The sequence below is a fragment of the Anabaena azotica FACHB-119 genome, from assembly GCF_014697625.1.
In the GTDB taxonomy this organism is placed as follows: Bacteria; Cyanobacteriota; Cyanobacteriia; order Cyanobacteriales; family Nostocaceae; genus Trichormus; species Trichormus azoticus_A.
On record NZ_JACJSG010000005.1, the window covers coordinates 63,287 to 89,364 of the forward strand.

At 41.2% G+C, this 26,078-nt stretch carries 17 protein-coding genes; 9 read left to right on the top strand and 8 right to left on the bottom strand.

What is annotated here, in order from left to right:
- The first annotated feature begins 135 nt into the window (after positions 1–135).
- Entirely contained in the window at positions 136–1,011 is an 876-nt protein-coding gene (locus H6G83_RS04980; protein ID WP_190467855.1) for an SDR family NAD(P)-dependent oxidoreductase, read from the top strand.
- A 163-nt stretch (positions 1,012–1,174) separates the two neighbouring features.
- Positions 1,175–2,662, top strand: a complete 1,488-nt coding sequence (locus tag H6G83_RS04985; RefSeq protein WP_190467857.1) for a glycosyl hydrolase family 57 — start codon at positions 1,175–1,177, stop codon at positions 2,660–2,662.
- A gap of 236 nt (positions 2,663–2,898) precedes the next feature.
- On the opposite strand, the gene H6G83_RS04990 is transcribed toward H6G83_RS04985, so the two are convergent.
- Positions 2,899–3,621: a choice-of-anchor E domain-containing protein gene (locus H6G83_RS04990; protein WP_190467860.1), complete on the bottom strand. Its 723-nt coding sequence runs from the start codon at positions 3,619–3,621 to the stop codon at positions 2,899–2,901.
- A 191-nt stretch (positions 3,622–3,812) separates the two neighbouring features.
- Entirely contained in the window at positions 3,813–4,430 is a 618-nt protein-coding gene (locus tag H6G83_RS04995) for a TetR/AcrR family transcriptional regulator (RefSeq protein ID WP_190468161.1), read from the bottom strand.
- 634 nt (positions 4,431–5,064) lie between these two features.
- Between H6G83_RS04995 and H6G83_RS05000 the strand changes: the two genes are divergently transcribed.
- The 3 genes from H6G83_RS05000 to H6G83_RS05015 all read left to right on the top strand — a co-directional run bounded on the left by H6G83_RS05000 (position 5,065) and on the right by H6G83_RS05015 (position 8,594).
- Complete coding sequence (locus H6G83_RS05000) at positions 5,065–6,285, top strand: ABC exporter membrane fusion protein (protein WP_190467863.1); 1,221 nt, start codon at positions 5,065–5,067, stop codon at positions 6,283–6,285.
- 358 nt (positions 6,286–6,643) lie between these two features.
- Positions 6,644–7,810, top strand: a complete 1,167-nt coding sequence (gene devC / locus H6G83_RS05010) for an ABC transporter permease DevC (protein WP_190467869.1) — start codon at positions 6,644–6,646, stop codon at positions 7,808–7,810.
- A 91-nt stretch (positions 7,811–7,901) separates the two neighbouring features.
- Positions 7,902–8,594 (top strand): DevA family ABC transporter ATP-binding protein, encoded by a 693-nt coding sequence (locus tag H6G83_RS05015; RefSeq protein WP_190467872.1) that lies wholly within the window; start codon positions 7,902–7,904, stop codon positions 8,592–8,594.
- A 631-nt stretch (positions 8,595–9,225) separates the two neighbouring features.
- Here H6G83_RS05015 and H6G83_RS05020 read toward each other — a convergent pair.
- The gene (locus H6G83_RS05020; RefSeq protein ID WP_242044426.1) at positions 9,226–10,047 is read right to left on the bottom strand and encodes an SGNH/GDSL hydrolase family protein; all 822 of its coding nucleotides are present in this window, start codon (positions 10,045–10,047) and stop codon (positions 9,226–9,228) included.
- A 710-nt stretch (positions 10,048–10,757) separates the two neighbouring features.
- On the opposite strand from H6G83_RS05020, the gene crtW reads away from it, so the two are divergent.
- The 3 genes from crtW (at position 10,758) to H6G83_RS05035 (ending at position 15,451) form a co-directional block, all read left to right on the top strand.
- Complete coding sequence (gene crtW / locus H6G83_RS05025) at positions 10,758–11,543, top strand: beta-carotene ketolase CrtW (RefSeq protein WP_190467878.1); 786 nt, start codon at positions 10,758–10,760, stop codon at positions 11,541–11,543.
- Positions 11,544–11,981: 438 nt separating this feature from the next.
- Complete coding sequence (locus tag H6G83_RS05030; protein ID WP_190467881.1) at positions 11,982–14,300, top strand: CHASE2 domain-containing protein; 2,319 nt, start codon at positions 11,982–11,984, stop codon at positions 14,298–14,300.
- A 404-nt stretch (positions 14,301–14,704) separates the two neighbouring features.
- Positions 14,705–15,451 carry a DUF928 domain-containing protein gene (locus tag H6G83_RS05035; RefSeq protein WP_190467884.1) on the top strand — a complete coding sequence of 249 codons (747 nt, stop codon included), beginning with the start codon at positions 14,705–14,707 and terminating at the stop codon, positions 15,449–15,451.
- Here H6G83_RS05035 and H6G83_RS05040 read toward each other — a convergent pair.
- From H6G83_RS05040 to H6G83_RS05050, 3 genes are all read right to left on the bottom strand, one after another.
- Entirely contained in the window at positions 15,448–18,141 is a 2,694-nt protein-coding gene (locus tag H6G83_RS05040; protein WP_313935125.1) for a CHAT domain-containing protein, read from the bottom strand. The genes H6G83_RS05035 and H6G83_RS05040 overlap by 4 nt on opposite strands.
- A 288-nt stretch (positions 18,142–18,429) precedes the next feature.
- Positions 18,430–20,790: a filamentous hemagglutinin N-terminal domain-containing protein gene (locus H6G83_RS05045; RefSeq protein WP_190467889.1), complete on the bottom strand. Its 2,361-nt coding sequence runs from the start codon at positions 20,788–20,790 to the stop codon at positions 18,430–18,432.
- A 563-nt stretch (positions 20,791–21,353) separates the two neighbouring features.
- Positions 21,354–21,776: a hypothetical protein gene (locus tag H6G83_RS05050; protein WP_190467892.1), complete on the bottom strand. Its 423-nt coding sequence runs from the start codon at positions 21,774–21,776 to the stop codon at positions 21,354–21,356.
- 354 nt (positions 21,777–22,130) lie between these two features.
- Here H6G83_RS05050 and H6G83_RS05055 point away from each other — a divergent pair, with 354 nt between their 5' ends.
- Positions 22,131–23,534, top strand: coding sequence for an AAA-like domain-containing protein (locus tag H6G83_RS05055; protein ID WP_190467895.1), 1,404 nt, complete (start codon positions 22,131–22,133; stop codon positions 23,532–23,534).
- A gap of 97 nt (positions 23,535–23,631) precedes the next feature.
- Here H6G83_RS05055 and H6G83_RS05060 read toward each other — a convergent pair whose 3' ends face one another.
- Together H6G83_RS05060 and H6G83_RS05065 are read right to left on the bottom strand one after the other, a co-directional pair.
- Complete coding sequence (locus H6G83_RS05060) at positions 23,632–25,533, bottom strand: hypothetical protein (RefSeq protein WP_190467897.1); 1,902 nt, start codon at positions 25,531–25,533, stop codon at positions 23,632–23,634.
- Positions 25,534–25,833: 300 nt separating this feature from the next.
- Positions 25,834–26,073, bottom strand: coding sequence for a hypothetical protein (locus tag H6G83_RS05065; protein ID WP_190467900.1), 240 nt, complete (start codon positions 26,071–26,073; stop codon positions 25,834–25,836).
- Positions 26,074–26,078 lie beyond the last annotated feature (5 nt).

Genomic DNA, 26,078 nt, shown 5'->3' on the forward strand with positions numbered 1-26,078 from the left:
CGCAGATTAGCCTAAGAAATCTATCGTTGCTAAAGGCTAATTGCCCTGATCTGATTGAATACAACGAAGATTGTTTTACCTTGTGTTGATTGATGAATGACCGGGGTAAAACCGAGACTTTGGAGGATAAAATCCATGAATATTCAAGGTAAAGTTGCCTTAGTTACTGGGGCTTCTCGCGGTATTGGACGAGCGATCGCTATAGAATTAGCACAACAAGGTATCCACAGATTAATTTTAGTGGCACGCGATCGCCAAAAGTTAACAGAAGTAGCTCAGGAAATCGCAGCGATGGGAGTCCAAGCCACAACATTGGCAATTGATTTAACCCAAGTGAGGGAGGTAAACATCGCCATTGCCCAACTTTGGCGGAGTTACGGCCCTATTCACTTACTAGTTAACTGTGCAGGTGTTGCATACCAAAGTTCATTTTTGCGTTCCAAACTTCCGCAAGTACAAGAAGAACTCTCGGTGAACTTATTGGGAATGTATACTCTCACCAGTCTTATCGCCAAACGCATGGCTAGCCAAAGACAAGGAACCATCGTCAATGTTTCCAGTTTAATGGGAAAAGTGGCAGCACCGACGATGGCGACCTATTCAGCCACAAAGTTTGCCATCTTAGGTTTTACCCAAGCCTTGCGGCGTGAACTGGCTGAGTACAACATCCAAGTCAAAGCCTTATTACCATCCCTCACAGACACAGATATGGTACGTGACTTAAAACTATTTCGCTGGGTAATTCCCATGACACCCCAGCAAGTAGCCAAAGCCTTAATTGCTGGACTAGAAAAAGATTCATCAGAAATCTTAGTAGGTTGGCAAAGTCATTTAGCAGTGTGGTGTCAACGTTTAGCACCTTGGTTGTTAGAATTGGTTTTACAAGTAGCCACACCACCAGTAATCAGACAACAATCAGACGCAACCTTAATGTGGACAAAAACCCAGCGTTTTGCAGATTCATTATTCTCAAGAAACAAGCGTCCCTTTGCCTTCGCCCGCAAAACTTGACGTAAATCTGTAAATTAGATTTGAAATTCCTCAGTCAAAAGCTGATGGAATTTCTTAGCGACATCACACTACTTCAAAGTTAATACGAATTACGAACTACCAATTACCTATTACCAATTAACCCATTATTATAATCAATATTCATTGTTTTGGAGCAACCAAAATGCTTGCCTTAGAAAATACTGCCTTACCAGAGATTATTGATGGTTTGCCAAATATATCTGGTTGGGAAGCTGAGGTTCTCTCTGTGGTGAACAATGATGCGCCTGTTTTCTTACCCACAACCAATATTAAGTTAGAAAATGTCAAAGCAGTATTTGCGATCGCTCTACATATGCACCAACCTACTATACCAGCGCTTAGTAGTGGCGAATTGATCAGCAATCTGCAATATATGTTTGCTCATCCCCACACAGGAGACAACCACAACGCCGGGGCTTTTGCTTGGTGTTACAGCCGTATGGGAGAGTTTATTCCCGAACTCGTCAGCCAAGGTTGCAATCCCCGCGTCATGTTGGACTATTCTGGGAATCTTTTATGGGGACTGCGACAAATGGGACGCGATGATGTTTTAGATCATCTCCAGCAAATTACTTGCGACAGTACCTATCAACCTTATGTAGAATGGCTGGGTACAATGTGGGGTCATGCTGTCGTTCCCTCCACACCAATTCAAGATATTAAATTACATATCTTGGCATGGCAACAGCATTTTGCCGCAATTTTTGGCTGGGAAGCATTAGCCAGAGTTAAAGGTTTTTCCCCACCGGAAATGCACCTACCAAATCACCCTGATATATTATTTGAATTTGTTAAAGCTTTAAAAGAATGTGGTTATCGCTGGCTACTAGTGCAAGAACATTCAGTAGAAACAATTAATGGACAACCTCTAATTGATAAACATCTACCCCATCGCCTAATTGCCCGTAATTCCCAAGGCGAAACTATGAGTATTATCGCGTTAATTAAAACTCAAGGTTCTGACACTAAATTAGTCGGTCAGATGCAGCCCTACTATGAAGCCAAAACTTTATCAAAACTTCGTTTAGGAAATGTCGAGATTCCCCCAATAGTTAGTCAAATTGGTGATGGCGAAAATGGCGGCGTGATGATGAATGAATTTCCCAGCGCCTTCAAACAAGCTTGGTGGGATATGGTCAATAACGGCGGCGGAAAGTCTGGTGTGGTTGGGGTGTGTGGCACAGAATATTTAGAATTAATAGAGGCTGCTGGTTGTCAAGTGGCAGACTTTCCTGCTTGTCAGCCCATAGGACAACATCAAATATGGCAGCGTGTTTCTTCAGATAACTATCAACCGGAAGCTGTGGAGAATGCTATTCAAGAAATCAAGCAAGTTAACCCTAATTTTCATGTAGAAGGAGCTTCTTGGACAAATCATATCAGTTGGGTGAAGGGCTATGAAAATGTTTTATCTCCCATGTATGAATTGAGTAATTTATTTCATCAAAAGTTTGATAATTTATTACTTGAGGGAGATTCATCTATTACTAAACAAGTTGACTATCGCCAAGCATTGTTATATAATATCCTCCTACAAACAAGCTGTTTCCGCTATTGGGGACAAGGTACTTGGACTGATTACGCCCGTGATATTTATCAACGTGGTCAACATTTGTTGAGTTCATTTTAACTTTCTTTAAAAAACCTAGTAGTAAATATACCTAAGTACAAAAAGAATAGAAAAGAAGCCAGATAGAAATGTATTTTTTTCATAAATCAAATATTATGGCTAAATTTTGGCTATGGATTATAAAAAATAAAAAACCAGAATATAAAATCTGGTTGTTTATACGTCTATTTCGATGAATAGTCTCTCTTAAGCACTAAGCGATACTTTGGATAGAAAAACAACCTCTTTGAGAGAGCTTATGATTTTGCCGATTTCAGCAATTGTTTTTTGCGGTTCGACAGCATACCAAGACCTGCAAAAAGACCCATACCAATGACTACAGAAGGTTCAGGAACTCTTTCTTTGTATTCATAAGTGACTGTAACACTTCCCCTAGCCAATGTATTGATTTCGGAACTAATGTTGCCTGATCCTACTACTTGCGAGTTAGCTATAGCTGAGAACAAAAAGTCTACATCCCCTTTACCAGTAAATACTTTTAAAGATGCTAAGTCAGTAAAAGTTGTACTTCCTGATCCTGAAGTAGATAAACCTGTGAAGGTTCTTCCTGAAGCCCCAGCATAATCAGTTGTGCCGTCATATCTAGCAACGTTATATCTTTTAACTGTTGTAGGCTTTAGTTCCAAAAGGGGTCTTGGAGTTAATTCTGCTTGGTCTAGAGAGAGGCGACCACCCAAAATCACGTCCACGGTAGCTGATCTAGAGCTTCTGTTCTCAAATTTTCCATCTCCCTGGATTTCCCCAAAAAAATCAACAGTGACTTTCTGGAGTTTTCCCAGGGACGGACTAAACTGTTGGATGCTAAAATTTTGGTCAAAATCTGTGACTTGAAAACTACCTGTAGAAGCTGTAAAGGTAGCAGTTTGGGTTAGAGAAGCAGCACTTGCAGTTCCAGCTGTCGCAATAACGCCTGCCAAAGTGGTAGCAGCCGCTATACCGTTGAAGATTTTTGTGTTCATAGAATAAAGTTTTAGCCAACTTTGATTGGGACAACCTCTTATCTTTCTACCTCTGAATTCCTCTCGGTAGTGTCCGTAAACATACTTAAGTTTTTGTAAAATTTTAGTGAGGACAATCGTTCAAACTATATCTTGATTGAAGATATAATATACTTTGCGTCCCCTGGCGGGGAAAAGTTAACCCAAAAATATTACTCAGCACAGTTAACAATTAGATATGTTAAGGCATCGATTAAGCGATCGCTCTCCATTGGCATAATATCTTTACCGTGCATAATCTCCTGCGTCATCACAAAATGCACCAATGAACCAATCAAAATTCTGGCTGTGGCTTCTGGGTCTGGTATTTTGAGTTCAGGACGGGAAGCTAAGTATTTACCAATAGTTTCTATCGCTGGTTTGGCAATACTAGCGATGAAAATCTGTGCTAACTCTGGAAAACGTGCAGACTCGCCAATCAACAACCGCTCAAATGATTGATATTCGGGATCACCTCCCATCTGATTTAAAGCTGTTTTAGCCAACCGCCTCAAGACTATGTAAGGTTCACCTTGTAAGGGTTGGGTTCCCAAAATTAATTGAAACCGTTTTCTGGCTAACTTCTCTATTAATGCTTTAAATAAACCTTCTTTATCTTGAAAGTGGCTATATACCGTTGCTTTAGAAACTCCAGCCGCTTCCGCGACCTTGTCCATACTAGTAGCAGCATAGCCGTGAGCTAAAAATTCCTGCATCGCTCCATGCAGAATTTTTTCTACTTTATCAGTAGTATTTGAACGATTTGTGTCTCCAACTTTTGGGCGTGCCATTTTTAAATAATCCTTAGAGTCATTAGTCATTAGTTCATAGTCAACAGTCCATAGTCCATAGAAAAGTTAAAGGAAAAGGCTTTGCCCTTTCCCCTCATCTACTCCCCCTTTCAAGTCAAGGTTTTATGATTGGTTGATGGGCTAATTTATCTGCTAACTGCTACAAATAAAGTAACTATTGACTAAACTAGTCGGTTTAGTATAATAATATCATATAACTATACAGTTTAGTTTTGTATATCTCAGATCAGATATCGAGTAGATTTGAGCATATAAGAGAAGTTGTAGTAGTTAGAAAACTGATAAATGTTCACTGTTAACGGTTGACTATTAACTAAGCGCAAAGTCTGAGCGGTTCGCGTAGCGTCTCGTAGAGAGGTTTCCTCGGAACAGAACTTTGTAAGAGATGACCAACGACTACAGGACTTACGCATCGAAGTTTTCTGTTGAGGCAGGGTGTAAGGGTGTAAGGGTTTTAAAGATTTACACCCCTATACCCCTATACCCCCACACCCTTGCCCAAACGCTTGATTTTTCGTTTTTATGCGTAAGTCCTAGACTAATGACTAATAACTAAGTTAATAAAATTCGATTTGAGTTAGCGAAGTTGAAATTGCTACAAAGGTATGCGATTGTGCAAAATTCAAAGCTAGACCGTTCAATTTCTCCTCAATCGATTTTACGTCCAGCGTTTTTTTTAGCTTGTTTTGCATCTTTTGCTGCTATAGCAATCAGTTTTTATATAGGTTTAAATTTTCGCCAAGCATCTAATCCAAAGGTACAAGCATCAGGAGCATTATTACCAGAGCTAAAAACGGTTACGGCTTTAGGACGGATTGAGCCAAAGGGAAAAGTAATTAAACTCTCGGCGACTACATCTAGTGAGGGTAGTCGGGTAGAACAATTGTTAGTCAAGGAGGGAGATAGGGTAAAACCGGGACAATTGATTGCAATTTTGGATAGCCGCGATCGCTTGGAGGCGGCGCTAAAGGAAGCCCAAGAACAGGTGAAGGTAGCCCAAGCCAACCTCAACCGTACCCAAGCAGGAGCCAAAGGAGGAGAAATTGCAGCCCAACTAGCCACAATTGCCAGATTAGAGGCGGAAGCAAGAGGTAATATTGCCGCGCAACTAGCTACAGTAGCACGACTAGAAGCCGAAGTCAAAAACGCCCAAGCGGAAAATCAACGCTATCAAACCCTGTATCAACAAGGGGCTGTGTCAGCACAAGAAGGCGATCGCAAGCGGTTAGACTTAGAAACTGCCCAAAAAACCCTAATCGCAGCTCAAGCCGACTTGCAGCGCATCCAAACCAGCAGCCAGCAACAAATCCAACAAGCCAAAGCCACATTAGCACAAATCACCGAAGTTCGGGGAGTAGATGTAGAAGCTGCCAAAGCCGAAGTTAATCGTGCGATCGCCGCCGTCAATGAAGCAAAAGTAGATTTACAACAAGCCTACGTGCGATGGCCGAAAAAATCAGGAGACTCCTCTAGTGAAGATGCTCAAGTATTTGAGATTCACACCCGTCCAGGGGAATTAGTCTCAACTGATGGGATTGCCGATATTGGACAAACTAACCAAATGTACGTAGTAGCCGAAGTATACGAAAGTGATATCAGCAAAGTCAAACCAGGGCAAAAAGTGCGAATTATTGGTGATTATTTACCCCTAGAAATGCAGGGAAAAGTCGAACGCAAAGGCTTACAAGTACTTCGGCAAAACGTAGTCAACACCGACCCTACTAGCAATGTTGATAACAGAGTAGTTGAAGTCTATATCCGCCTAAATCCTGTATCTAGTAAAACAGCTGCTGACCTAACAAATATGCAGGTTAAAGCAGTTATTGAACTGTGACAGTTATCAGTTATCAGTTATCAGTTATCAGTTATCAGTTATCAGTTGTCAGTTATCAGTTATCAGTTATCAGTTATCAGTTATCAGTTATCAGTTATCAGTTATCAGTTGTCAGTTGTCAGTTATCAGTTATCAGTTATCAGTTATCAGTTATCAGTTGTCAGTTGTCAGTTATCAGTTATCAGTTATCAGTTATCAGTTATCAGTTATCAGTTATCAGTTATCAGTTATCAGTTGTCAGTTGACAGGTGACAGTTGCTCCTTTTCCCATTCACCCTTCCCCTTTCCCCGTTCCCCCTTCCCCTTTCCCCCTTCACCCTTCCCCTTTCCCCGTTCCCCCTTCCCCTTTCCCCCTCCTATGTTCCACCAACTCCGGCGAAGAACGCCTTTAGGATGGCTACAACTGAGCCATGAACGCAGTCGGCTGTTAGTAGCATTGTCAGGTATTGCTTTTGCTGACTTGTTAATGTTTATGCAGCTTGGGTTTCAAGCAGCGCTTTATGACAGTAACACTACATTACATCGCAGTTTACAGGCAGATATTATTGTCATCGGTTCTCAAACTCGCAACTTACAACGCCTTTCTACCTTTTCCCGTCGGCGACTTTATCAAGCAATGGATGTCCCTGGGGTGAAATCGGCGGAGGCGATGTATGTGAGTAATATGATCTGGAAGAATCCCCAAACACGCCGTGATACAGAAATTTTGGTCATCGGGATTAATCCAGATAGACCAGCTGTAGATTTTCCCGAAGTTAATCAAAAACTATCAGAAATTAAGCTACCAGATACAGTTATATTTGACCGTGCATCTAGAGGAGACTATCAAGAAACGATCGCTAAACTAGAACAAGGTGAAACTGTCAAAACCGAACTAGAACGGCGTACAGTGAGGATTAGCGGTCTATTTAAACTAGGGGCTTCTTTTAGTGCTGATGGTACTCTCATTACCAGCGATCAAAACTTCTTACGTTTGTTTCCCAGACAACAATCTTCTAGTGTCAGCGTTGGTTTAATTCAGTTGGAACCCAATGTGAATCGTCAACAAGTAGTAGCAGCATTAAAAGCACGTCTATCAGAGGATGTCAAGGTGCTAACTCATGACGAATTTATTGAATTTGAAAATAATTTTTGGCGTACTAACTCCCCCATAGGATTTATTTTCAGTATCGGGGTATCAATGGGGTTTGTAGTTGGTGTAATTATTGTTTATCAGGTGTTATCTACAGATGTTCATGCTCATCTGCGAGAGTACGCAACCTTTAAAGCCATTGGTTATCGTCATTACTACTTATTAGGTGTAATCTTTGAAGAAGCAGTAATTTTAGCATTGCTAGGCTTTTTCCCTGGCTTAACAGTCTCTTTAGGACTTTATCATTTAACTCGCACTGCCACAAACTTACCCATTTACATGACTGCTATCAGGGCATTGCAAGTATTAATCTTAACTATAGTTATGTGTGCAATTTCGGGAGCGATCGCTACTCACAAGCTTCAAAGTGCTGACCCAGCAGATATGTTTTAGTGGGGAAAGGGGAAGGGGGAAGGGGGAAAAGGAACAACTGTCAACTGATAACTGATAACTGATAACTGATAACTGTCAACTGTCCTCAATTATGCTAAAAGTCATTTCCATTTGGAATCTTGACCACTACTTCGGTGATGGTTCGCTGCGTAAGCAGGTTTTATTTAATATTAATCTAGAGATTCGTGCTGGTGAAATTGTGATTTTGACGGGGCCTTCTGGTTCTGGTAAAACCACTTTACTAAACTTGGTGGGGGGATTGCGATCGCCCCAGTCTGGTAGTTTACGAGTGTTGGGACAAGAACTTTGTGGTGCTGGTGCGGAAAGATTGGTACAGGCGCGACGGCGTAATGGTTATATCTTTCAAGGGCATAATTTGCATGGGAGTTTAACCGCACTGCAAAATGTAAAAATGGGGATAGAACTACATCAATACATTGAGTTAGAGGAAATACAAACTCGTGCAGTGCAAATCTTAGAGCAGGTGGGATTAGGAAACCGTTTACATTACTACCCTGATCAACTTTCAGGAGGTCAAAAACAAAGAGTGGCGATCGCACGTGCTTTAGTTAGCTATCCGCAAGTTGTATTAGCGGATGAACCCACAGCCGCTTTAGATAGCCAATCCGGGCGAGATGTGGTTAACTTGATGCAGAAACTCGCTAACGAACAAGACTGTACAATCCTAATGGTAACTCATGATTATCGCATTTTGGATATTGCTGATCGGATTGTACAGATGGAGGATGGGAAGTTAGTTAATTCTAATTTAGCAGCAGTTTAGCAGGGGATTGGGGGCTGGGGAGATGAGGGAGCAGAGGAGCAGAGGAGCAACCCACCCCTAACCCCTCCCAGGAGGGGAAAGGAGCAGAAGAGAACAACTGTCAACTGTCACCTGTCAACTGTCAACTGTCACCTGTCAACTGTCAACTGTCACCTGTCACCTGTCACCTGTCACCTGTCACCTGTCACCTGTCAACTGTTAACTAAACATTTCACACCATTGTCGTCCTTTTGCAATATGGCTGCCACAACAGCATGGCATATTGATTATTGTATTTGGTTACAAAATGCTTTTTTTGGGTTCAAAGGTAGGACTTCCTGCCTTTTTTTGTACCAAAATTACTTACTTCACCAAACTTGATCAGGACTTACGCAAGTGTCACAATTGGTGGTTGGTGCGTGACGCTACAAGTCTCATGACTACGTTCAAATATTATCGCTCCTCACACACCCTACAGAAAAAATATGCCAGTTGCGTAAGTCCTATTGATATATAGCGGATTGCAATCGGATAGAATACAGATTCATCTGCGTCCATCTGCGTACCCTGCGGGAAGGCTGCGCCAACATCTGCGTTCAATCATTTTTTCTGTACCTTACTGACTTAAAAACCGCTATAAATTTGGCTGTAATTAATTTTGAATTGTTAATCCAGCTTCTTGAATTGCTGAAAAAGCGGTGTCTGCAATAATACGATGAGCCTCAGTTGTGGGATGAATCCCATCCCAAAACAGAAATTGGTTGGGGTTCCCACAGGCGTTAGAACCAGATAGACAAGAACTACTCACATTAGTAAAGCCAAATGTCGCTGGATTGGTGATAGCATCTCGATATAACGCATTGGCGTTGAAAGTGACAATCTGAAGCTCAGAGTTTTGTTGAGAGAGTAGCTTGAGCGATCGCCTCAGCCCTTGGTTGTGTTCCTGTGTTAATGTACTTAAACTGGGGGAATTTGCGCCTGTTCGCGTTGCTGGTAGCTGTCCTAAGTCTGGTAGATTTCCCACGAGGAATTTTTTTGCACCGACTTTGCTTAGGGATGCGATCGCGCCAGTTACATTTTGCACAGGGATACTTGCATTAGTTACACCTTGCAAATAATCATTTGCTCCCGCCCACAGTACATATAAGCTGTTTGGGTTAGTTTCTTGCTGTGTTTGTGTAAATGATTGCACCTGAGGCAATAAACTGGGTACATAAGCGTTAGCAAGATTGCCTGTAGTTGATCCTCCATAGGCAAAATTGTTAGTTTGCTTGGCGGTAAGATGTAAGCGATCGCTCAAATACTCAACCCACACCCGACCATTGGAGTAACGTCCCTGATAGTACGCTGGCTGGGGTGGATAAATTCCCCCAGTCGCCCGAAATACCATACCTGCATCTGACAGGCTATCCCCAAACACATACATTTCGCTGATGGGGTGAGTGTTATCGATAAATTTGGCAGATACAACCATGATAAAAACTAGGAATGAAATTACTATTACAGAAAACAGATTCTTTTTTTGCATTAATCTTTCCCAAAAACCCCAGAGACTGTGGTTTTGTCAACTAACTACAAATGTGAAATTTTAAGTTTGTAACTAATCGCTTCTCTAAGCTAACAACCCAACTCAAGGCTTGGTGAGTAAAACCGAATAATTGCAGGTGTGGATTTTCCCAAATGTTTTACTTGATATTCAAATAAATGAATATACTTCTGTCTGGTATATTGGTAAGGCGATGAAGTTACCATAATGTAACATCCACTGTTCAATCAAGAATTTCAGAATAAACATTATAAAATAATTTTAGGTTTTTCTTTATATATGCAGATATTGTTCTTCAATCTGCATAATTTTGTGTTATTGCTAACTTCAGACTTGTTAATTGCTGTTGAGATATCTTGCTTGAGTAGAAGACATAGTTAGAACTCTAGACAGATAATTCTCAGGAAAAATTTTTCTACACTAAAAGTGTAACAAAATGTTAAGATTGTGTAATACTGGAAAATGCCAGCTATCTAAATAGATTTTTAGTGACTGCCAATTTTACCGAAAATTAGGTAATAACTAGATTGATATCTTAAAGCTAACTTAAAGCTAAAAAAATAGCAAGCAGGAGTGTATCTGGAATAACTACATAATTTAACTTGTAAATCATCAACAAATAGTCACGGTAGAAAAGCATGGTTCAATGTCAAACATCAACTCTGCATTCAGAAAAATCAGTTCTGATGGCATCAATAATAAAAGAGGATAAAGACCTGAATAAAGGTATATTTGTTGCAGGGCTTATTATATGTGTATGGGCGATTAGTCTAATTTTCTTAATCTCATTAGATACGACCAAAATGAATGCAGTATCAATAGGAATAGCTATACTTTGGCAAACATTCCTATATACAGGGTTATTTATTAATGCTCATGATGCCATGCACGGTGTAGTTTATCCTAAAAATGCTAATATAAACAATTTCATAGGTAAATTCTCTCTAACATTGTATGGGCTTTTATCTTATAAAGATTTATTAAAAAAGCATTGGCAACATCATCGCTATCCAGGTAGTGAATTAGATCCTGATTATCACAATGTTTATCCTCAAAACTTCTTTCTCTGGTATTGCCATTTTATGAAGTCCTATTGGAGTTGGACACAATTTTTTGGATTAGTTTTAATTTTTCAGGGACTAATAAATTTGTTTAAAATGCCCCAAGAAAATTTAATCTTATTTTGGATGATTCCTTCTACCTTAAGTTCAATACAGTTATTTTATTTCGGCACATTTTTACCTCATAGAAGGCTAGAAGGTGGATATACTAACCGCCATTGTGCGCGTAGTATTGGATTTCCTGTATTTTGGTCTTTTATTACCTGCTATCATTTCGGCTACCACGAAGAACATCACGAATATCCTCATCTTCCCTGGTGGAAATTACCTCAAGCATACAATACAAAAACAGATGTAATTTAGTGGTATGGCAAGGTTAGGCTTAAATAAATTAACGCCGTACCTCATTACCGCTCTTACGGGCATCTTGCTCGTCCTAAATTCTGGGCGGACAAGATGCCCTTTTTACACAAAAATTTGGGATGTTTTTTATTTGCAAGTCCTTTAAAGGGTATAGGGGTATAGGGGAAAGACTAAAAGCTAAATTCTTCCCTTATATCAAGTTCGGCTAATTACTTATAATATGGTTGTTTTGGTCGGTAATTGGTAATAGCTAATAGGTAATTGTTGTGAGCCATTACCGATTACCGATTACCTATTACCAGCCCCCAATATATGATAAGTATTTAAGCGGACATGATATTACACCCTGTCTTAACAGACTACTTTGGTGCATAAGTCCTAAATATGAAACAATTTAATTTCTGGAAGTCCTTGAGTGATCTACTAACGGAATAGTGAATGAGTGCAGAACGCAACTTTGCCTACCAATATCAACCAGGAGGAAGCCTCCCAGTTAATGCTCCAACTTATGTGACGCGACAGGCAGACTCTGAGCTTTATCAAGCTTTGTACAGAGGCGAGTATTGCTACGTCCTCAACTCTCGACAGATGGGCAAATCTTCACTCAGGGTACAGACGATGAGTAAGTTACAAGCACAAGGAATTGTCTGTACTGAAATCGAGCTATCAGGAATTGGTAGTCAGCAGATTACAGCCCAGCAGTGGTATGGAGGTATCATTCAAGAATTGATCAGTGGATTACAACTTCAAGTCAATAGGCGTAACTGGTTGCGCGAACGTGAGGATCTTTCCCCGGTGCAGTGCTTGGGCGAGTTCATTGAAACTGTGCTATTGGCTCAGATTCATCAACCCTTGGTAGTCTTTATAGATGAAATCGATAGCGTTCTCAATTTAAAGTTTCCCACAGATGATTTTTTCGCTTTATTGCGTAATTGCTATGATAAGCGGGCGACTATACCTGAATATAGGCGTATCACCTTTGTTTTCTTAGGAGTGGCAACACCAGCAAATTTGATCGCCGACCCCAATTCTACCCCCTTTAATATTGGTCAGGCAATTGAATTGAAAGGTTTTCAACTGCATGAGAGCTATATTTTAGCCCAAGGACTAGCCCACAAAGCGAGTAATTCTCAAGCAGTGTTGAAAGAAATATTGTATTGGACAGGGGGACAGCCATTTCTCACTCAGAAACTCTGTTGGTTAATTGCCAATTCTGAAATTTTTATCCCAGCAGGAGACGAGGCTAAGACTGTTGAGCAATTAGTACAGAAGCAAATCATTGAAAATTGGGAATCTCAAGATGAGCCAGAACATTTGCGGACAATACGTAATCGCCTTTTGAGAAGCGAAAGATCTAGTGTAGAGTTGCTGTTGCTGTCGCAGCAAATTTTGCAGCGAGGTAAAGTTGTCGCTCAAGATTCTCCTGTTGAATTAGAGTTGCGACTGTCTGGTTTGGTAGTCAAGCAGCAGGGAAATTTAACCATCAAAAACCGGATTTACCAATTAATCTTTAATTTGGATTGGGTAGAAACACAGTTAAAAGTTTTGGGTGTCTCTTCCCCAACAACCTCAATTTGGACAGTATTAGTAGCGAGTGTAGCTGTTGCCGCTTTCGTGATGGGACTGCGAGTGCTAGGAATTTGGCAATCACTTGAGCTACAAGCTTTCGACCATCTGATGCGCCGTCAGCCGCCGGAGTTACCAGAACGGCGTTTGTTAGTAGTTGGAGGAGATGAAGCTGATATTAGGCAATATGGCTATCCCATCCCTGATGCCATTCTTGCCCAGGTATTAGACAAGCTCAATCAGTATAATCCAAAAGTTATCGGCTTGGACATAGTGCGCGATCGCCCCATACCACCAGGGCAGGCAGCATTCATCAAGCATCAACAACACAATCAAAACTTAATTGCCGTATGTGCAACTCATCAAGACTCCAACCAAAGTATTGCACCTCCGCCACAAATTCCCGCCGCACAAGTCGGCTTTGCAGACTTATATGCTGATAACCTGGGAAAGAATCAGGACTATACCATTCGTCGCTATCTTTTATCCCGCACTCCCAACCCTAACTCGGCGGCTTCCCCTTGTGCTACCAACTATTCTTTCGGTTTTCAGGTGGCATACCGCTACTTACGCGCTAAAGGTATTGTTGTCAAGGCTCAAGCAGACAACTGGATATTTGGATCTATTATCAGTAAACGCTTGGAGTCCCGCACTGGTGGGTATCAAAACTTGGATGCGCGAGGCAACCAATTACTACTTTATTACCGCAACACTGTCGATCCCAAAAAGATAAGTCAACAAGTTTCTTTTAGAGATGTACTCAGCCATAAATTTAACCCAAATTGGGTTCAGGGACGAGTTGTTCTCATTGGCATGACGGCGACAAGCATCCAAGATTTTCACGATACACCTTTGGGGAGAATGCGGGGGCTATACGTCCATGCACATTTAGTCAGCCAAATTTTAAGTGCTGTAGAGGATAATCGACCTTTGTTGTGGTGGTTGCCCTTATGGGGAGATGGGTTGTGGGTTGTATTTTGGTCAACCGCAGGAGGGATAATTGTTTGGCAGTGCAAGGTGTCGCTATACCGAGGGCTGGGTATTAGCATCTGCACCTTGGTGCTATATGGGCTTTGCTGGTTTAGCTTCTCCAAAGGTGGGTGGCTACCGTTTGTCCCATCAGCCTTAGCTTTATTTGCTACGGGGGGAAGCATAGTAGCTAAAGAAAGGTTTTCTCAGTTGCAGAAATAGTATCATCAGGCTGAAATCGTTAGAGGATGTTTGGAAACCACTGTAGAGACGTTGCCTGCAACGTCTCTACTAACTCATCTTATATCAAGTTCGGCTAATTACTTATAATATGGTTGTTTTGGTCGGTAATTGGTAATAGCTAATAGGTAATTGTTGTGAGCCATTACCGATTACCGATTACCTATTACCAGCCCCCAATATATGATAAGTATTTAAGCGGATATGATATTAATCATCTGCGTTTATCTGCGTTTATCTGCGTTCAATTTTTTTCTAAATCTACTGCCACATTTTAGTCTAGACAAGCTACTACATTATTTTTCGGTGCAATTTCATAGAGAATTGGTATAAGATTTACATGAAAATCCCATTGTTCTGTTGTAGTTGACTAGGTAACGCACAATATGGCATGGAAACCTATGAAAGTTGGTTTGACTATTGCTCTGGCATTGACGATATTTGTCAGTAACTCTACATTAGGCAGCCTACACAGCAGTTCTGCGCCGCCGCCGCCGCCAGATACAGGTACACCCAAAGGTGATTCTACACCAGGAACAACCCGTCCCAGCGCCACTTGTCCAAAGACGAGTAAACCTTTAACTGCCTTAGTAGCTAATAATGGTAATGACTATACGCTTTTGGAGCATCCAACTTTTTGGTTTTATATTCCCTATGCTCCTGAGCAAATAAATTATATGGAGTTTTTGCTGCTTGATGGTGATGAGCGTCAGACTATTTACCGAACTGCGGTAAAGTTGGTAGAAAAATCAGGTATTATCAAAATTACAATCCCCGCCAAGTCGGAGTATTCTTTTAAAGTCAACGAAACTTATCGTTGGTATTTTAAAGTTAACTGTAAACTAGAACAAAACAATCAGCCTGAGCTAGTTTTAAACGGTTGGGTGCAACGACAACCTCTCAACTCCAAGCTGAAAAATCAGATAGAGATGGCGAAGTCTCAAGAATACTTTATTTATAAACAAAATAATCTTTGGTATGATGCGATCGCTAATCTTGCTCAACAGTATTTTGCTAATCCAGCAAATCAGCAATTAAATCAGGATTGGGCTAATCTTGTGAAATTGCTGGGCTATTCCTGGGTCGTTCAAGAACCATTGGTAGATGCGGTGTTAATAGCACCCGTCGATTAAAGCCAATTACCAACTAAAACATAACCTGCCCAATAATAAGGATTTTGATACTTTCGTTCTTTCATCAAAACTTGCCCTGCGCGATGGAGTGCCATAGCCTTGCTCATTCCTGGCTGACTTAACTCTTTGTAGAATTGCTGCATCAGCTTGACAGTAGAATCATCGCTAACTTGCCACAAAGTAGCTAAGGTACTGCGAGCGCCAGAACGAACAGCTAACCCAGCTAAACCTAAAGTTGCCCGGTTGTCTCCTGCTGCTGTCTGACAAGCACTCAGGACAAACAACTCTATAGGGCTAGATGTTCTTTTTTGGCTACTTGTCAATAAGTTCTCTAAATCATTGGCTCTGAGGAGTTCGCCATAGGCGAGAATAAAAGTCTGTTCGGGGTCAGAACTGAAATTACCGTGAGTCGCCAAATGGACTGCGGAAAATCCACCAGAGTTAAAATTTTCTTGGAGGTTGGCTTTAGTAAATTGGGCGTTCATCAAGATTTTACTTGATGTTATCTGCTGAATTTGTTGCAACTCTTCTGTAGCATTAATTGCCGCAAAATAGCGATTTTCTACTTCTAAAGCAGTATTAATGCCAGCACCTAAAACTTTTAATTGCTGAGACCTGGGTCGTAGGTCAAACAGTTGAGCGTTGGGTAGAACGGCAAGAGCGTACTTTTTTTCAATCAGATATTCGTTGGCTTTACTATCATAAAGGACGGACATGGGAATATTACGCAAGTTCCCATCAAGTACAAACACTAAGGTTTGAACTTCCTTACTCTTTTGCAAATGTGGCTCTAGTGGTTCGAGCAACCATCGATAAATTTGTTGAGAATTTTCGCGGATTTTTCCCGCATTGCGCCCTAATAAGGCTGTTTTCAATTGTTCGAGGGTTTTTTCCACCACCGTCTGGGGAATTAAAGAGCTATAATTTCCTATTGGTTGCCCTGGCAATTGAAAAATTACTTCTAATCTATCTTTGAGAATTATCGGGTAAATAAATGCTGCTTGGCGCGAGGCTTGATTTGGGTTCTGGTTGAGCGATACTATTTGACCAAGGTTACAACCAAGGTAATTTTCTAGTTCTGCCAGTTGTAAAGAGTCTGTATATGCGATCGCTTTTCGCAAATTTTCTTGATTCGCTTGACCATTTTCTTGGTTGCTTAAGAGCAAATCTACTAATTCCCGGTAAACTGGCTCTACCTGATCTCTAAAAGATAACTGCACATCTGGATTAATGGTGAATAAGTCGCGACGCACAGATTTTAGCGTATCTACAGCCGCGATGTAGCTAGCGATCGCTCTTTTGTTATCCCCCTGTTTTTTCAGCAAGCGTCCTAACTGCCATTCCCAGCGATACTCAATTTCTCCAGCTTGAATCTCTTGGGCAATTAATAGCGCTTGTTCGGTCAGGTGTTGAGCCTCTGACCACTGTTTGGTCAATTCATACAACCCTCCTAATTGACCCAGGGCATAGGATTTAGCTCTGCGGTCTTGCAAGCTTTCCGCCTGTTGGACTGCAACGGCTAATATCTGCGCTATATCTCGCCATGTAGGGGTTTGTGCAACTTGGTTCTGAGTCGGTAGCTGTTGTTGAGGTCTTTTTATGCAAAAAGTTGTTTCTTTGTCAATATCAGGGCGCAGACAAGTTAAGCTTTGGGCTAAATTAAGTCGGGCGTAGATGGCTGTACGGCTAGGAGGTAGGTTAGTAATGGACTGCTGAATTTGCGTCCACAGTTTGGCTGCTGCTACCGACTGTCCAGTTTCTACCCACAGACTTAATAGATTCAGTTGGGGTTGAATTTGCAGCCCCAATTCTGAAGCTTGTTGATAAAATTGGCTTGCTTGTTGAGCGTGCTGAATTGCTTGTTCTTGTTTACCGAACGTAAAGGCTTGATTACTTAAGGCTCGTTCAGTATTGCCCAATTCCAAAAGCACTGAAGCTTTGGTTGAAGATTGTTCAGCTACTTGCAGACTTGCAGTTAAAACTTGCCGAGACTGAGTTAGCTTGCTAATTCGCCTGAGAGCATTACCGAGGCGAAGTAAACCTGTAGCCTGGAGTTGAGGGTCAGATTCTAACTGGAGGAGATGGTTAATCTGCTGTAAAGTTGTTTCAGCTTGGCGGCTCAACCCTAGAGCTTGTAAGGCTTTTGCTTGGTTAAGAAAACTACCAATCATCCCTAATTTATCGCCAGCTTGGGCGTAAGTAGCTGATGTCTGCTTCCAGGTGGCTAGGGCTTGTGCTAATTTTCCCTGAGCCAATTGTAAACTGCCTTGAGTATTGAGGGCTTTTGCTTGAATTTCTCGGTAAGTCTGCAAGTCAGATGATGCAGGAGGATTTTGTAGGAAGTTGAGACTTTTAGCGATCGCCACCTCAGCCGCCGACCACTGCCCCAAGTCCTGATACACTGAGGAAAGATTGCTCCAGACCAATGCTAATTTCAGGTTATCGCCTTGTTGGGCAAATATAGCAGCTGCTTGCAACCAGACTTTCACTGCATCAGCCAACTGTTGAGCTTGGTAAGATTGTATACCCTGTTGTAGTAATAATTGGGCATTTGCAGATTGAGCGATCGTTGGCGAAGCACCTTTTACCTGTTGAGGGAACACAACAGTAACGCCAATGCTAAACATCAAAAGTGTTAGCAGCATTAGTCCTTGCATTCGTCGAAAAGCGGCTCGGAAAAACTTTGACACTACTTAACTCTTAACTCCAGTATTTCTTATATTTTGCCCCACTCTCTTGTTGCCAAAATAACAGCCCCAAAACCTACAGCATATTGTGGGTAAATGAGGTACAAGCGTAAAACCCAAAACCATGTAGAGACGTTACATGTAACGTCTCTACAGTATGTCACGAATAGCGAAACTGCTGTAACTATTTCGTAGGGTGGGGAGTGCATCGCCACCTGCTGATATCATATCCGCTTACAATCATCAAACCTATACTTTAAAAGCCTTCCACCCTATTCCCTTTCCCCTGCTTTAACGCCAGCCACAATCAACTGGGGATGGGTAAGCAATTAATTCTACATTCCCCTGTTTATTAATAATCCAACCTTGAGCTTCCACAATGCGCTCAGGAGTTGTGGAAACTGAGTTTTCAGCTAATTGTCTTGGCAGTTGCACATCTCTCCAAACTTCATTGCTATCAAGGGGTTCATAAGGATTAGGTGGCAAACCACCACGCCCAGTAGCGATAAAAGAACTTTGGCTTTGCCGACTACCAGGGGTGCAAGCGGTGGAAATTTTTTGCGAAGCATCTAATACATTAATCGGCTGTTCGACTAACCCGTTTCTCACATCTACATCCGGTGTGTTAATTTGCACTAAGCCATTAAATGCGGAATCTCTACCAGTAGCAGTGATATCGCTTTCTGAGGTAGGCTCATTACGATACTCAATACCAAAAACGTTGAGAGCGTCAATTTCTACATTACCACCACGGAAATCTTCTGAATTAGCACTAATATCACTATTTTCCCCAGGAACAGCAATAATAAAACCATTTCTGGCATTAATACTAATGTCACCACCAGTAACATTATTGCCAGTTGCGTTAGTGGTAATAGCGCTTTGATTGCGTAAGATTAACAAGGGTGTCTTCACAAAAATATACCCACCACCACCTGTAGTGTCAGCAGTGATTTTGCCTCTGTTGTTCAGATTGATAGAGCCAGCATCTACTGTCAAGTTACCTGCTCTGCCAAAGCCTTGATTACTGACGCTAATTTCCGCACCATCTTGAACAGTTAATCTTCCTGTAATAATCGTCAAGTCACCAGCACTACCAGAACCTTCGCTAGCAGCGAACAAACTACTAGGAGCAATTTGACCTTTCTTATCTATACCAGTGCCACTCACAACTACAGAATCAGGGGCATCTATATATAAAGTCCCCGCCTCACCCAGGCTACCAGCTATTGCTGCAACTGACATCCTGGCACCATCTTTAACAACTAGACGCTGAGTTTTGATGATTATGTCTCCTCCCCGGCCTGTCACAGAAACGCCATCTTGTCCTCTACTCTGAGAAATCAGTCCACTGGGAAAATCAAGATTATCTTTGACTGTGAAACCAATTGCTTCTATAGATTCATCGGCATTTACGCTCAATCTTCCCCCATCGCCAGCACTAAGAGTAGAAGTTGTCATTTGCCCTCCGTCACGGAGAATTACTTTCTTAGTATCAATGTGCATTTCTCCAGCATCACCAGCATCCTTTTGTGTACTAAAACTGCGAACCCTTAAGCTAGAATATAAATTTCCGCCTCCTACTATCTCTACAAATTCATCGGCATCAACAGTTAAACTCCCTCCCTGTCCAACGCCTTCAGTAGAAGCTTCTATCATTCCACCTTCATAAACTAACAACCGCTTCGTTTCAATTATTATGTTCCCTCCTACTTTACTGCTATTAGTTAAGGTAAATAGTCTAGAGTCACCATTGACTTCTACAGATTCAGATCCTTTGATTATTAAAGGTTGACCTGAGTTATTTCCATTGGTTGTCCCTCCTACTTGTGAAACATTTTTGATTACAATATTCCTGCCATAAAACTGAATAGCTCCACTGCCTTCACCCTCTGTAAAAATATAGCTGTTTTTTATTTCAATATCTTGGAAGTTCTGTGAGCTAGCATACCCTAATGCCCAGCCTTGGGTCAGTGGAGTTAGTGTAACTAAACTATTGTTAGTAACACTTCCTAGCTCGATTCGACCTGCTGGTGCTTCTATTTCACTAGCATTTATGAATATATCACCACCTAAAAAAGCTAAGGTTTCACGAGGTGAAACACTGAGTGTAGACTCATTAATTTGAATTGGTTTAGCAGTTTGCCCAAATTGCAATCCCACAGGAACCTTTTCAGTCAGTAGAGGTGGTTTCTGGGTATCAGTAGCACTAAATTCAGTTCCATCAGCAAAAAGCATTTTACTAGCTGTGCTGGCTATAAAAGAACCATTAATATTTAATGAAGCATTTACACCGAAAATAATGCCGTTGGGATTAATCAAAAACAGGTTGGCAGAACCTGTTGTTTGAAGTGAACCATTTATGTGAGAGCTTAAATTACCTGTGACACGGCTAATAATATTCTTAATATTTGAATTGTTTTCAAAGGAAGCTGTTCCTTTTTCAGGTACAGAAAATTCTTGAAAACTATGAAACAGGTTACTTCCTACTTGTTTACCATCAGTAATAGTGAAGTTTAGTTTATCAGGACTTTCAACCTTAGTGCCTAAAGTATTGTCGGCAGTAATTTGTGCGTAGGTTATATCATTGGTTTTTACAAAGCATATAAATATCAAACTTAATGCCGAAAGATGCAAAATTTGCTTTTCCATAAAAATTTAAATTTATATAGTCATACTTTTAGAAAAGTGCGTACACACTACTTATATAAAACAATAAGTAAGGTTAATCAATAAATTAACCTCACTTCGCTCCAAGCATGACTTTATATAGTAATGTAATTATAATTTAGTCAGAAATCTCATAAGAATATTAAAGCATATCAAATATTTGTTTCGCAAGTGGCGTTGGGCATTGTCCACCATATCATGGTTTTGGTGGGCAATGCCCACCCTACGGATACTACATATACTGAGATGTTTTCATAAATCAAATCGGATTCCTATATATATAGGACTTACGCAAGTGTCATCATCACACTAACTGTAGGGTGCGTCAGACCCAATAATCTCGTACAAATTAAGAAATATTCCACATCTGACGCACCCTACTATTGTTCCAGTTGCGTAAGTCCTGATATGGTTAGGCAAAACCACTTAAAAATCTATTTTGCCTATTAATTCCTAATTGCTCCTAGTTTTAGGAGCAATAGCTTTGTCAAAAATAGAGGTAATCTAGCTTTTGCTTAAATAGTTTGAGACTACCAGATTTTTGACTACTGGGAAAAACCGAAAAACCGCCATAAAGTAGATAAGAAACTATAAATTCTTGTGAGAAATCTTTCATATTTGTTTGTTAGAGTTGCTCCTGGCGAACAGGTTCCACTCAGGCAATATCCAATTTCACCATTACTTAAGGGGCATTTTAGCTGACCCTTGGGGCATATCTCTGAGAAACTGGATACTGGTTCTTCCCTATTAACATCCATTAAAAGTTTAGCGTTAAGTTCTTTTCCTATATTGAATAAATTTTCACTACTTGCCTTTATAGATGAGGCTGGAAGGAGGATTTCTGAGTCAGTCAATTTTGACGTAACCTGTGGCATTGGTGTTTGAACTTCTTCAGCCATAGCCATAGAGCTAAAGAAGAACATAAATGAAAAGGTGAAGGAGATTACAAAAGCAAGTGTACGTTTCATTGTTTATTTGCTCGTTATAGATAATTGGGTTGATACTGCAAAAGGCAAAAATTCTATAAAATTGACACTTCCGTGGTTTCAAACAGTCGTATTTTTTCTTCTTTGAGATTAATTTCTAGATACTAGGAAATATCTCATTTTTGGTTTTAAGCATTATCGTAATATGTAGATTTAATCCTCCTTGGTACTTGGCTTTACTTGCTGTTTACAGTATGTTGGATAGTTCAACTGAATAGTTGAGTTAAATTCAGGACTTTCAAAATTCAGGTAAATTCAGGTAAAATAAGGATAATTTAGATTCATACTTCTTGCTCAACCTTTAAGATTTTTAAATTAATTTAAAATGTACTTCTTATGAACTTCAACTTGGATGAAGCAATAAAAACTGTAAATCAAGTAGTGTTTATCAAAGAAAAGAGAAAGTTAACAGATGTAGAAATTTTAGTTTTCAAAGGAGCTTGGCATAGACAAGAGTACGATCAGATTGCTGCCCAGAATCAATACACAACAAGTTACATAAGTCAAGATGTTGCTCCTAAACTTTGGAAGCTTTTGACAGACTCTTTAGGAGAGAAAGTCAAAAAAAGCAACTTTAAAGAAGCCTTAAAGCGCTATTGGGAACAACAACAATTAGGGAATATTTTACTAGAACAAGCCCCAATTAACTTTGAAAGTCCTGAAATAATTTACAATGTCACAGCTTATGAACAAAGTTTGGCTATTCAACAAAAGCCATCACTTCTAACTCCTGATATCTATGTAGAGCGCCCACCCATTGAATCTATTTGCTATAAAACCCTGTTGCAACCGGGATCGCTGATTCGCCTGAAAGCTCCCAGGTTGATGGGTAAAACATCTTTAATGACTAGGGTGCTGGCGCAGGTGGCTGAAGATGGCTACCGGACTGCAAGTTTAAGCTTTGGGCTGGCAGATAGAAGAACCCACTTCACCAACCTCAATAAATTCCTGCGTTGGTTTTGCTTGAATCTCAGTCGAGAGCTAAAATTGCCGAGTGAGTTGGATGAATACTGGGATGAGGAAGGGATAGGAGCTAAGGTCAGTTGTACAACCTACTTGGAAGAATATCTGCTGGCGCAAGCAGACAGTCCTTTGGTTTTATGCTTAGATGATGTAGATTTGCTTTTTCCCTATCCAGAAATTTACGAAGACTTTTTTGGGCTACTGCGATCGTGGTATGAGAAAGCAAGAAGCCGCCAAACTTGGAAAAAATTGCGGCTGGTACTTGTCTACGGGACAGATGTTTACATCGAACTGAATATTAATCAATCTCCCTTTAACGTGGGATTGCCCATTGAGTTACCAGATTTCACCCACTCTCAGCTACAAGACTTGGCTCTACAACATGGCGTAGAGGTTGATACAGATGAAGTTGAAATATTAATGAACTTAGTGGGGGGACATCCTTATCTTTTAGAATTGACTTTAGCTCATCTTAAAAGTTATCCAGGCATTACCCTTAAGGAAATTTTGGCAACGGCGACGACAGAAGCGGGAATTTATGCTCACCATCTGCGGGATTTCTGGTTAAATCTGCAAGAGCATCCAGATTTGGCTTTGGCTTTTAAAAAAGTAGTTACTTCTAATAGTCCTGTACAGCTAGAACCTATGCAGGCTTACCAGTTACAGAGTATGGGGTTAGTTAAACTTACTGGCAATGAGGTAGAGCCTCGGTGTTATTTGTATCGCCAATATTTCTCTGAGCGCTTGGGGAATAGGCTTGAGACTGTCAAAAGCTAATTTTTGATTTGTGCGATCGCCTAATAATGTTTCCATATAACTATCATGGTGCGTTACGATGGTAACGCACCATGTATGCTAAAAGATAAGCGATCGCCTACACTGGATAGCTAGTTATGTCAACCAAACGTAAGCCTTGCTGGCTGACTTCCTTCCATTTGGCAGAGAAGCCCTTCCAGTCGCTATTCCACAAATAATATCCATCTTTACCAGCTCGGAACGCTCCAATAAAGAACCGTTTACCGTTCTGTACATAGGAATCTAGGCTAATTAGACGTAAGCCTTGCTTACTCAATTCCTCCCACTTAGCGATGAAAGCAGCCCATTCATAGGAATATAGAGCATAAGCATCAGTGCCAGAACCAAACACCCCATTAAATAACTGCTTACCACCCTGAGAATAGGTCGATACGTCAATCAATCGCAGTCCCTTCTTGCTTTCTGCCTCCCACTTAGCAGTGAATGCTTGCCAGTCCATACCAACCCACAGAGCATAAGGGTAGGTTCCAGCACGGAATACACCAGCATAGAGTTGTTTGCCTCCCTCAAAGTAGGTTTGCAAGTTAATCAAGCGGAGTCCCTTTTTGCTCAGTTCTTCCCACTTAGCCTTGAAATTGTCCCACTCTACGCCAACCCAGAGAGCGTGAGCATCTGTGCCGGCGCGGAAAACTCCAGAGTATAGCCGTTTATTTCCATCAACAAAAGTTTCTAGATCCACAAGCCGGAGTCCAGCATTAGATAGTTCTTTCCACTTAACCAAGAAGCTATCCCAATCTCCTACCCAAAAAGCGTGGGGGTCATTTCCAGCACGGAAAACACCAACATAATTTCTGGGACTGACAGGTGCGGTGGGGATCAGACCAGGAGCGTCTACCACCCATTGATATTTAACGGTGTATATCCCTCCGTGTCCTGTGAAGGTTAATGTACCAGGAGATGAAAGGCTGTTCCACCCTGATCTGTTAAGGTAAGCTGTCCCTTCTGCCGTTGGTAGATTAATGAGGGCAGCTCTGGGCGCAAAGATATCATCTTTAGCTAAATCGGTGAGCCACTGTACAAACTTGTCCAGAACCCAGCCAAGGAATTTTCCTAAAACTTTGCCAATGATAGCCCCTATTGCACCACCTATGCCCCCGCCAGCAGCAGTCAGAGCATCTTCAATCCTGCGTTTGATTTCAGGGCCAGCTTTTTCCCAAGCATCTGTGAGAAAATCGGCAAACCCTCCCCAATCAATTTCGGCAAGATAGAGGATAGCTGCATAGTTTTTAGGCCAAAAAGAGGTCTTAGTGGTGTCAAATTGGTAGAACGTCTTACCTGGGAGGGGATAACTGACGACCGGATTATCCTTTTCATCAAAATCCCCTTCTTTGTCTTTTACATCAAAAGGTTTGATTTTAAAGACATTCCCAGTTTCGTCTATTACCATGCCTCCGATTTGGATTTCGTCATCCCCTGCTTCTGATCCAAATAAGCCGTCGGTTTCGTCAACGCACTTAACTTCGGTAATGTGAAATCCAACTGATTTGACTTTCGCCTGAGATGTCCCGCCACTAAGTGCTTGTATGGCGATAGGTTCTGCAACTGCGGAAACAATATTTTGAGTTAGAGGCAGCGTCTCAATCTGTATGACTGCATCAAGAAGCTTGGCGGAATTGAGCTGTAATGCAGGTAGACGGGTAGCAGTAAAACCTTGTTGAGCGTAGTCGTCAAGACTAAGAGAAGCGTAACGCCCAAAAGATAATTGTCGCTCGGCAGTTGGCTGGGCAGCAATAGCTCTGGCTATTGATTGATACCCCAGTCTTTTTTCTGGTTTGAGTGTCGCAATTGCCAATCGGAAACTTTCTTCGACACTATCCTGTGCAAATGGCTTATCTTGTCTGTTTGCAGCTGCCAAGAAGGAGTATTGCAGCCCTTGCAACACATCTTCAGCGATTTTTTGTAATTCGCTATCGCTAAAACTATCAACGGATTGGCGCTCTATCGTGTTAGCAATTACCATTGTCTGTAATATTCCTTTGTTTAATGGTTGTTTGAGAAAATATTGTTAAGATTTAGTCTGTTGCAGCAAAAACTTAGCTTGCTTGCCGAAATACGGTAGCGAGACTTAAGAATGGCGATCGCCTGTCTGCAATTAGTGCTAAACTTAGATGCGATCGCTGTTCGGCTTGGGTTTAAGCTTTTCCTTGACCGCTCATAATGTCAGTATGTCTGATAACTCAATTCAATAGTTGAGTCCAATTCAGGAGTATCAAAAAAAAATAAATTAGTTAAATTCAGGTAATTTCTGGCTAATACCATTTTACGGAATGCCTGATACAGATACATGAGTAGGGGCGCACAGCACAGCTTCCCTACAGCCAATTCGTCCCACCGTAGGCGATCGCTCTGGTAAAATTATCGAAGCCCAAGGCTGGCAAGTAGACCGCAATGGTAACTTGGTTCTTGTTGCACACACACCTAATCTAACTCCACACAACTCAATGCTTAATTCGTCGGCTTGTGCAACCTTGGGGGGGGTAGAGAGGAGAATTGTTAGCAACTTAT

Coding starts and splice junctions, on each gene's coding strand:
- H6G83_RS04980 (WP_190467855.1), top strand. CDS start 136: ATGAATATTCAAGGTAAAGTTGCCTTAGTTACTGGGGCTTCTCGCGGT.
- H6G83_RS04985 (WP_190467857.1), top strand. CDS start 1,175: ATGCTTGCCTTAGAAAATACTGCCTTACCAGAGATTATTGATGGTTTG.
- H6G83_RS04990 (WP_190467860.1), bottom strand. CDS start 3,621: ATGAACACAAAAATCTTCAACGGTATAGCGGCTGCTACCACTTTGGCA.
- H6G83_RS04995 (WP_190468161.1), bottom strand. CDS start 4,430: ATGGCACGCCCAAAAGTTGGAGACACAAATCGTTCAAATACTACTGAT.
- devC (WP_190467869.1), top strand. CDS start 6,644: ATGTTCCACCAACTCCGGCGAAGAACGCCTTTAGGATGGCTACAACTG.
- H6G83_RS05015 (WP_190467872.1), top strand. CDS start 7,902: ATGCTAAAAGTCATTTCCATTTGGAATCTTGACCACTACTTCGGTGAT.
- H6G83_RS05020 (WP_242044426.1), bottom strand. CDS start 10,047: ATGGTTGTATCTGCCAAATTTATCGATAACACTCACCCCATCAGCGAA.
- crtW (WP_190467878.1), top strand. CDS start 10,758: ATGGTTCAATGTCAAACATCAACTCTGCATTCAGAAAAATCAGTTCTG.
- H6G83_RS05030 (WP_190467881.1), top strand. CDS start 11,982: ATGAGTGCAGAACGCAACTTTGCCTACCAATATCAACCAGGAGGAAGC.
- H6G83_RS05035 (WP_190467884.1), top strand. CDS start 14,705: ATGGCATGGAAACCTATGAAAGTTGGTTTGACTATTGCTCTGGCATTG.
- H6G83_RS05045 (WP_190467889.1), bottom strand. CDS start 20,790: ATGGAAAAGCAAATTTTGCATCTTTCGGCATTAAGTTTGATATTTATA.
- H6G83_RS05050 (WP_190467892.1), bottom strand. CDS start 21,776: ATGAAACGTACACTTGCTTTTGTAATCTCCTTCACCTTTTCATTTATG.
- H6G83_RS05055 (WP_190467895.1), top strand. CDS start 22,131: ATGAACTTCAACTTGGATGAAGCAATAAAAACTGTAAATCAAGTAGTG.
- H6G83_RS05060 (WP_190467897.1), bottom strand. CDS start 25,533: ATGGTAATTGCTAACACGATAGAGCGCCAATCCGTTGATAGTTTTAGC.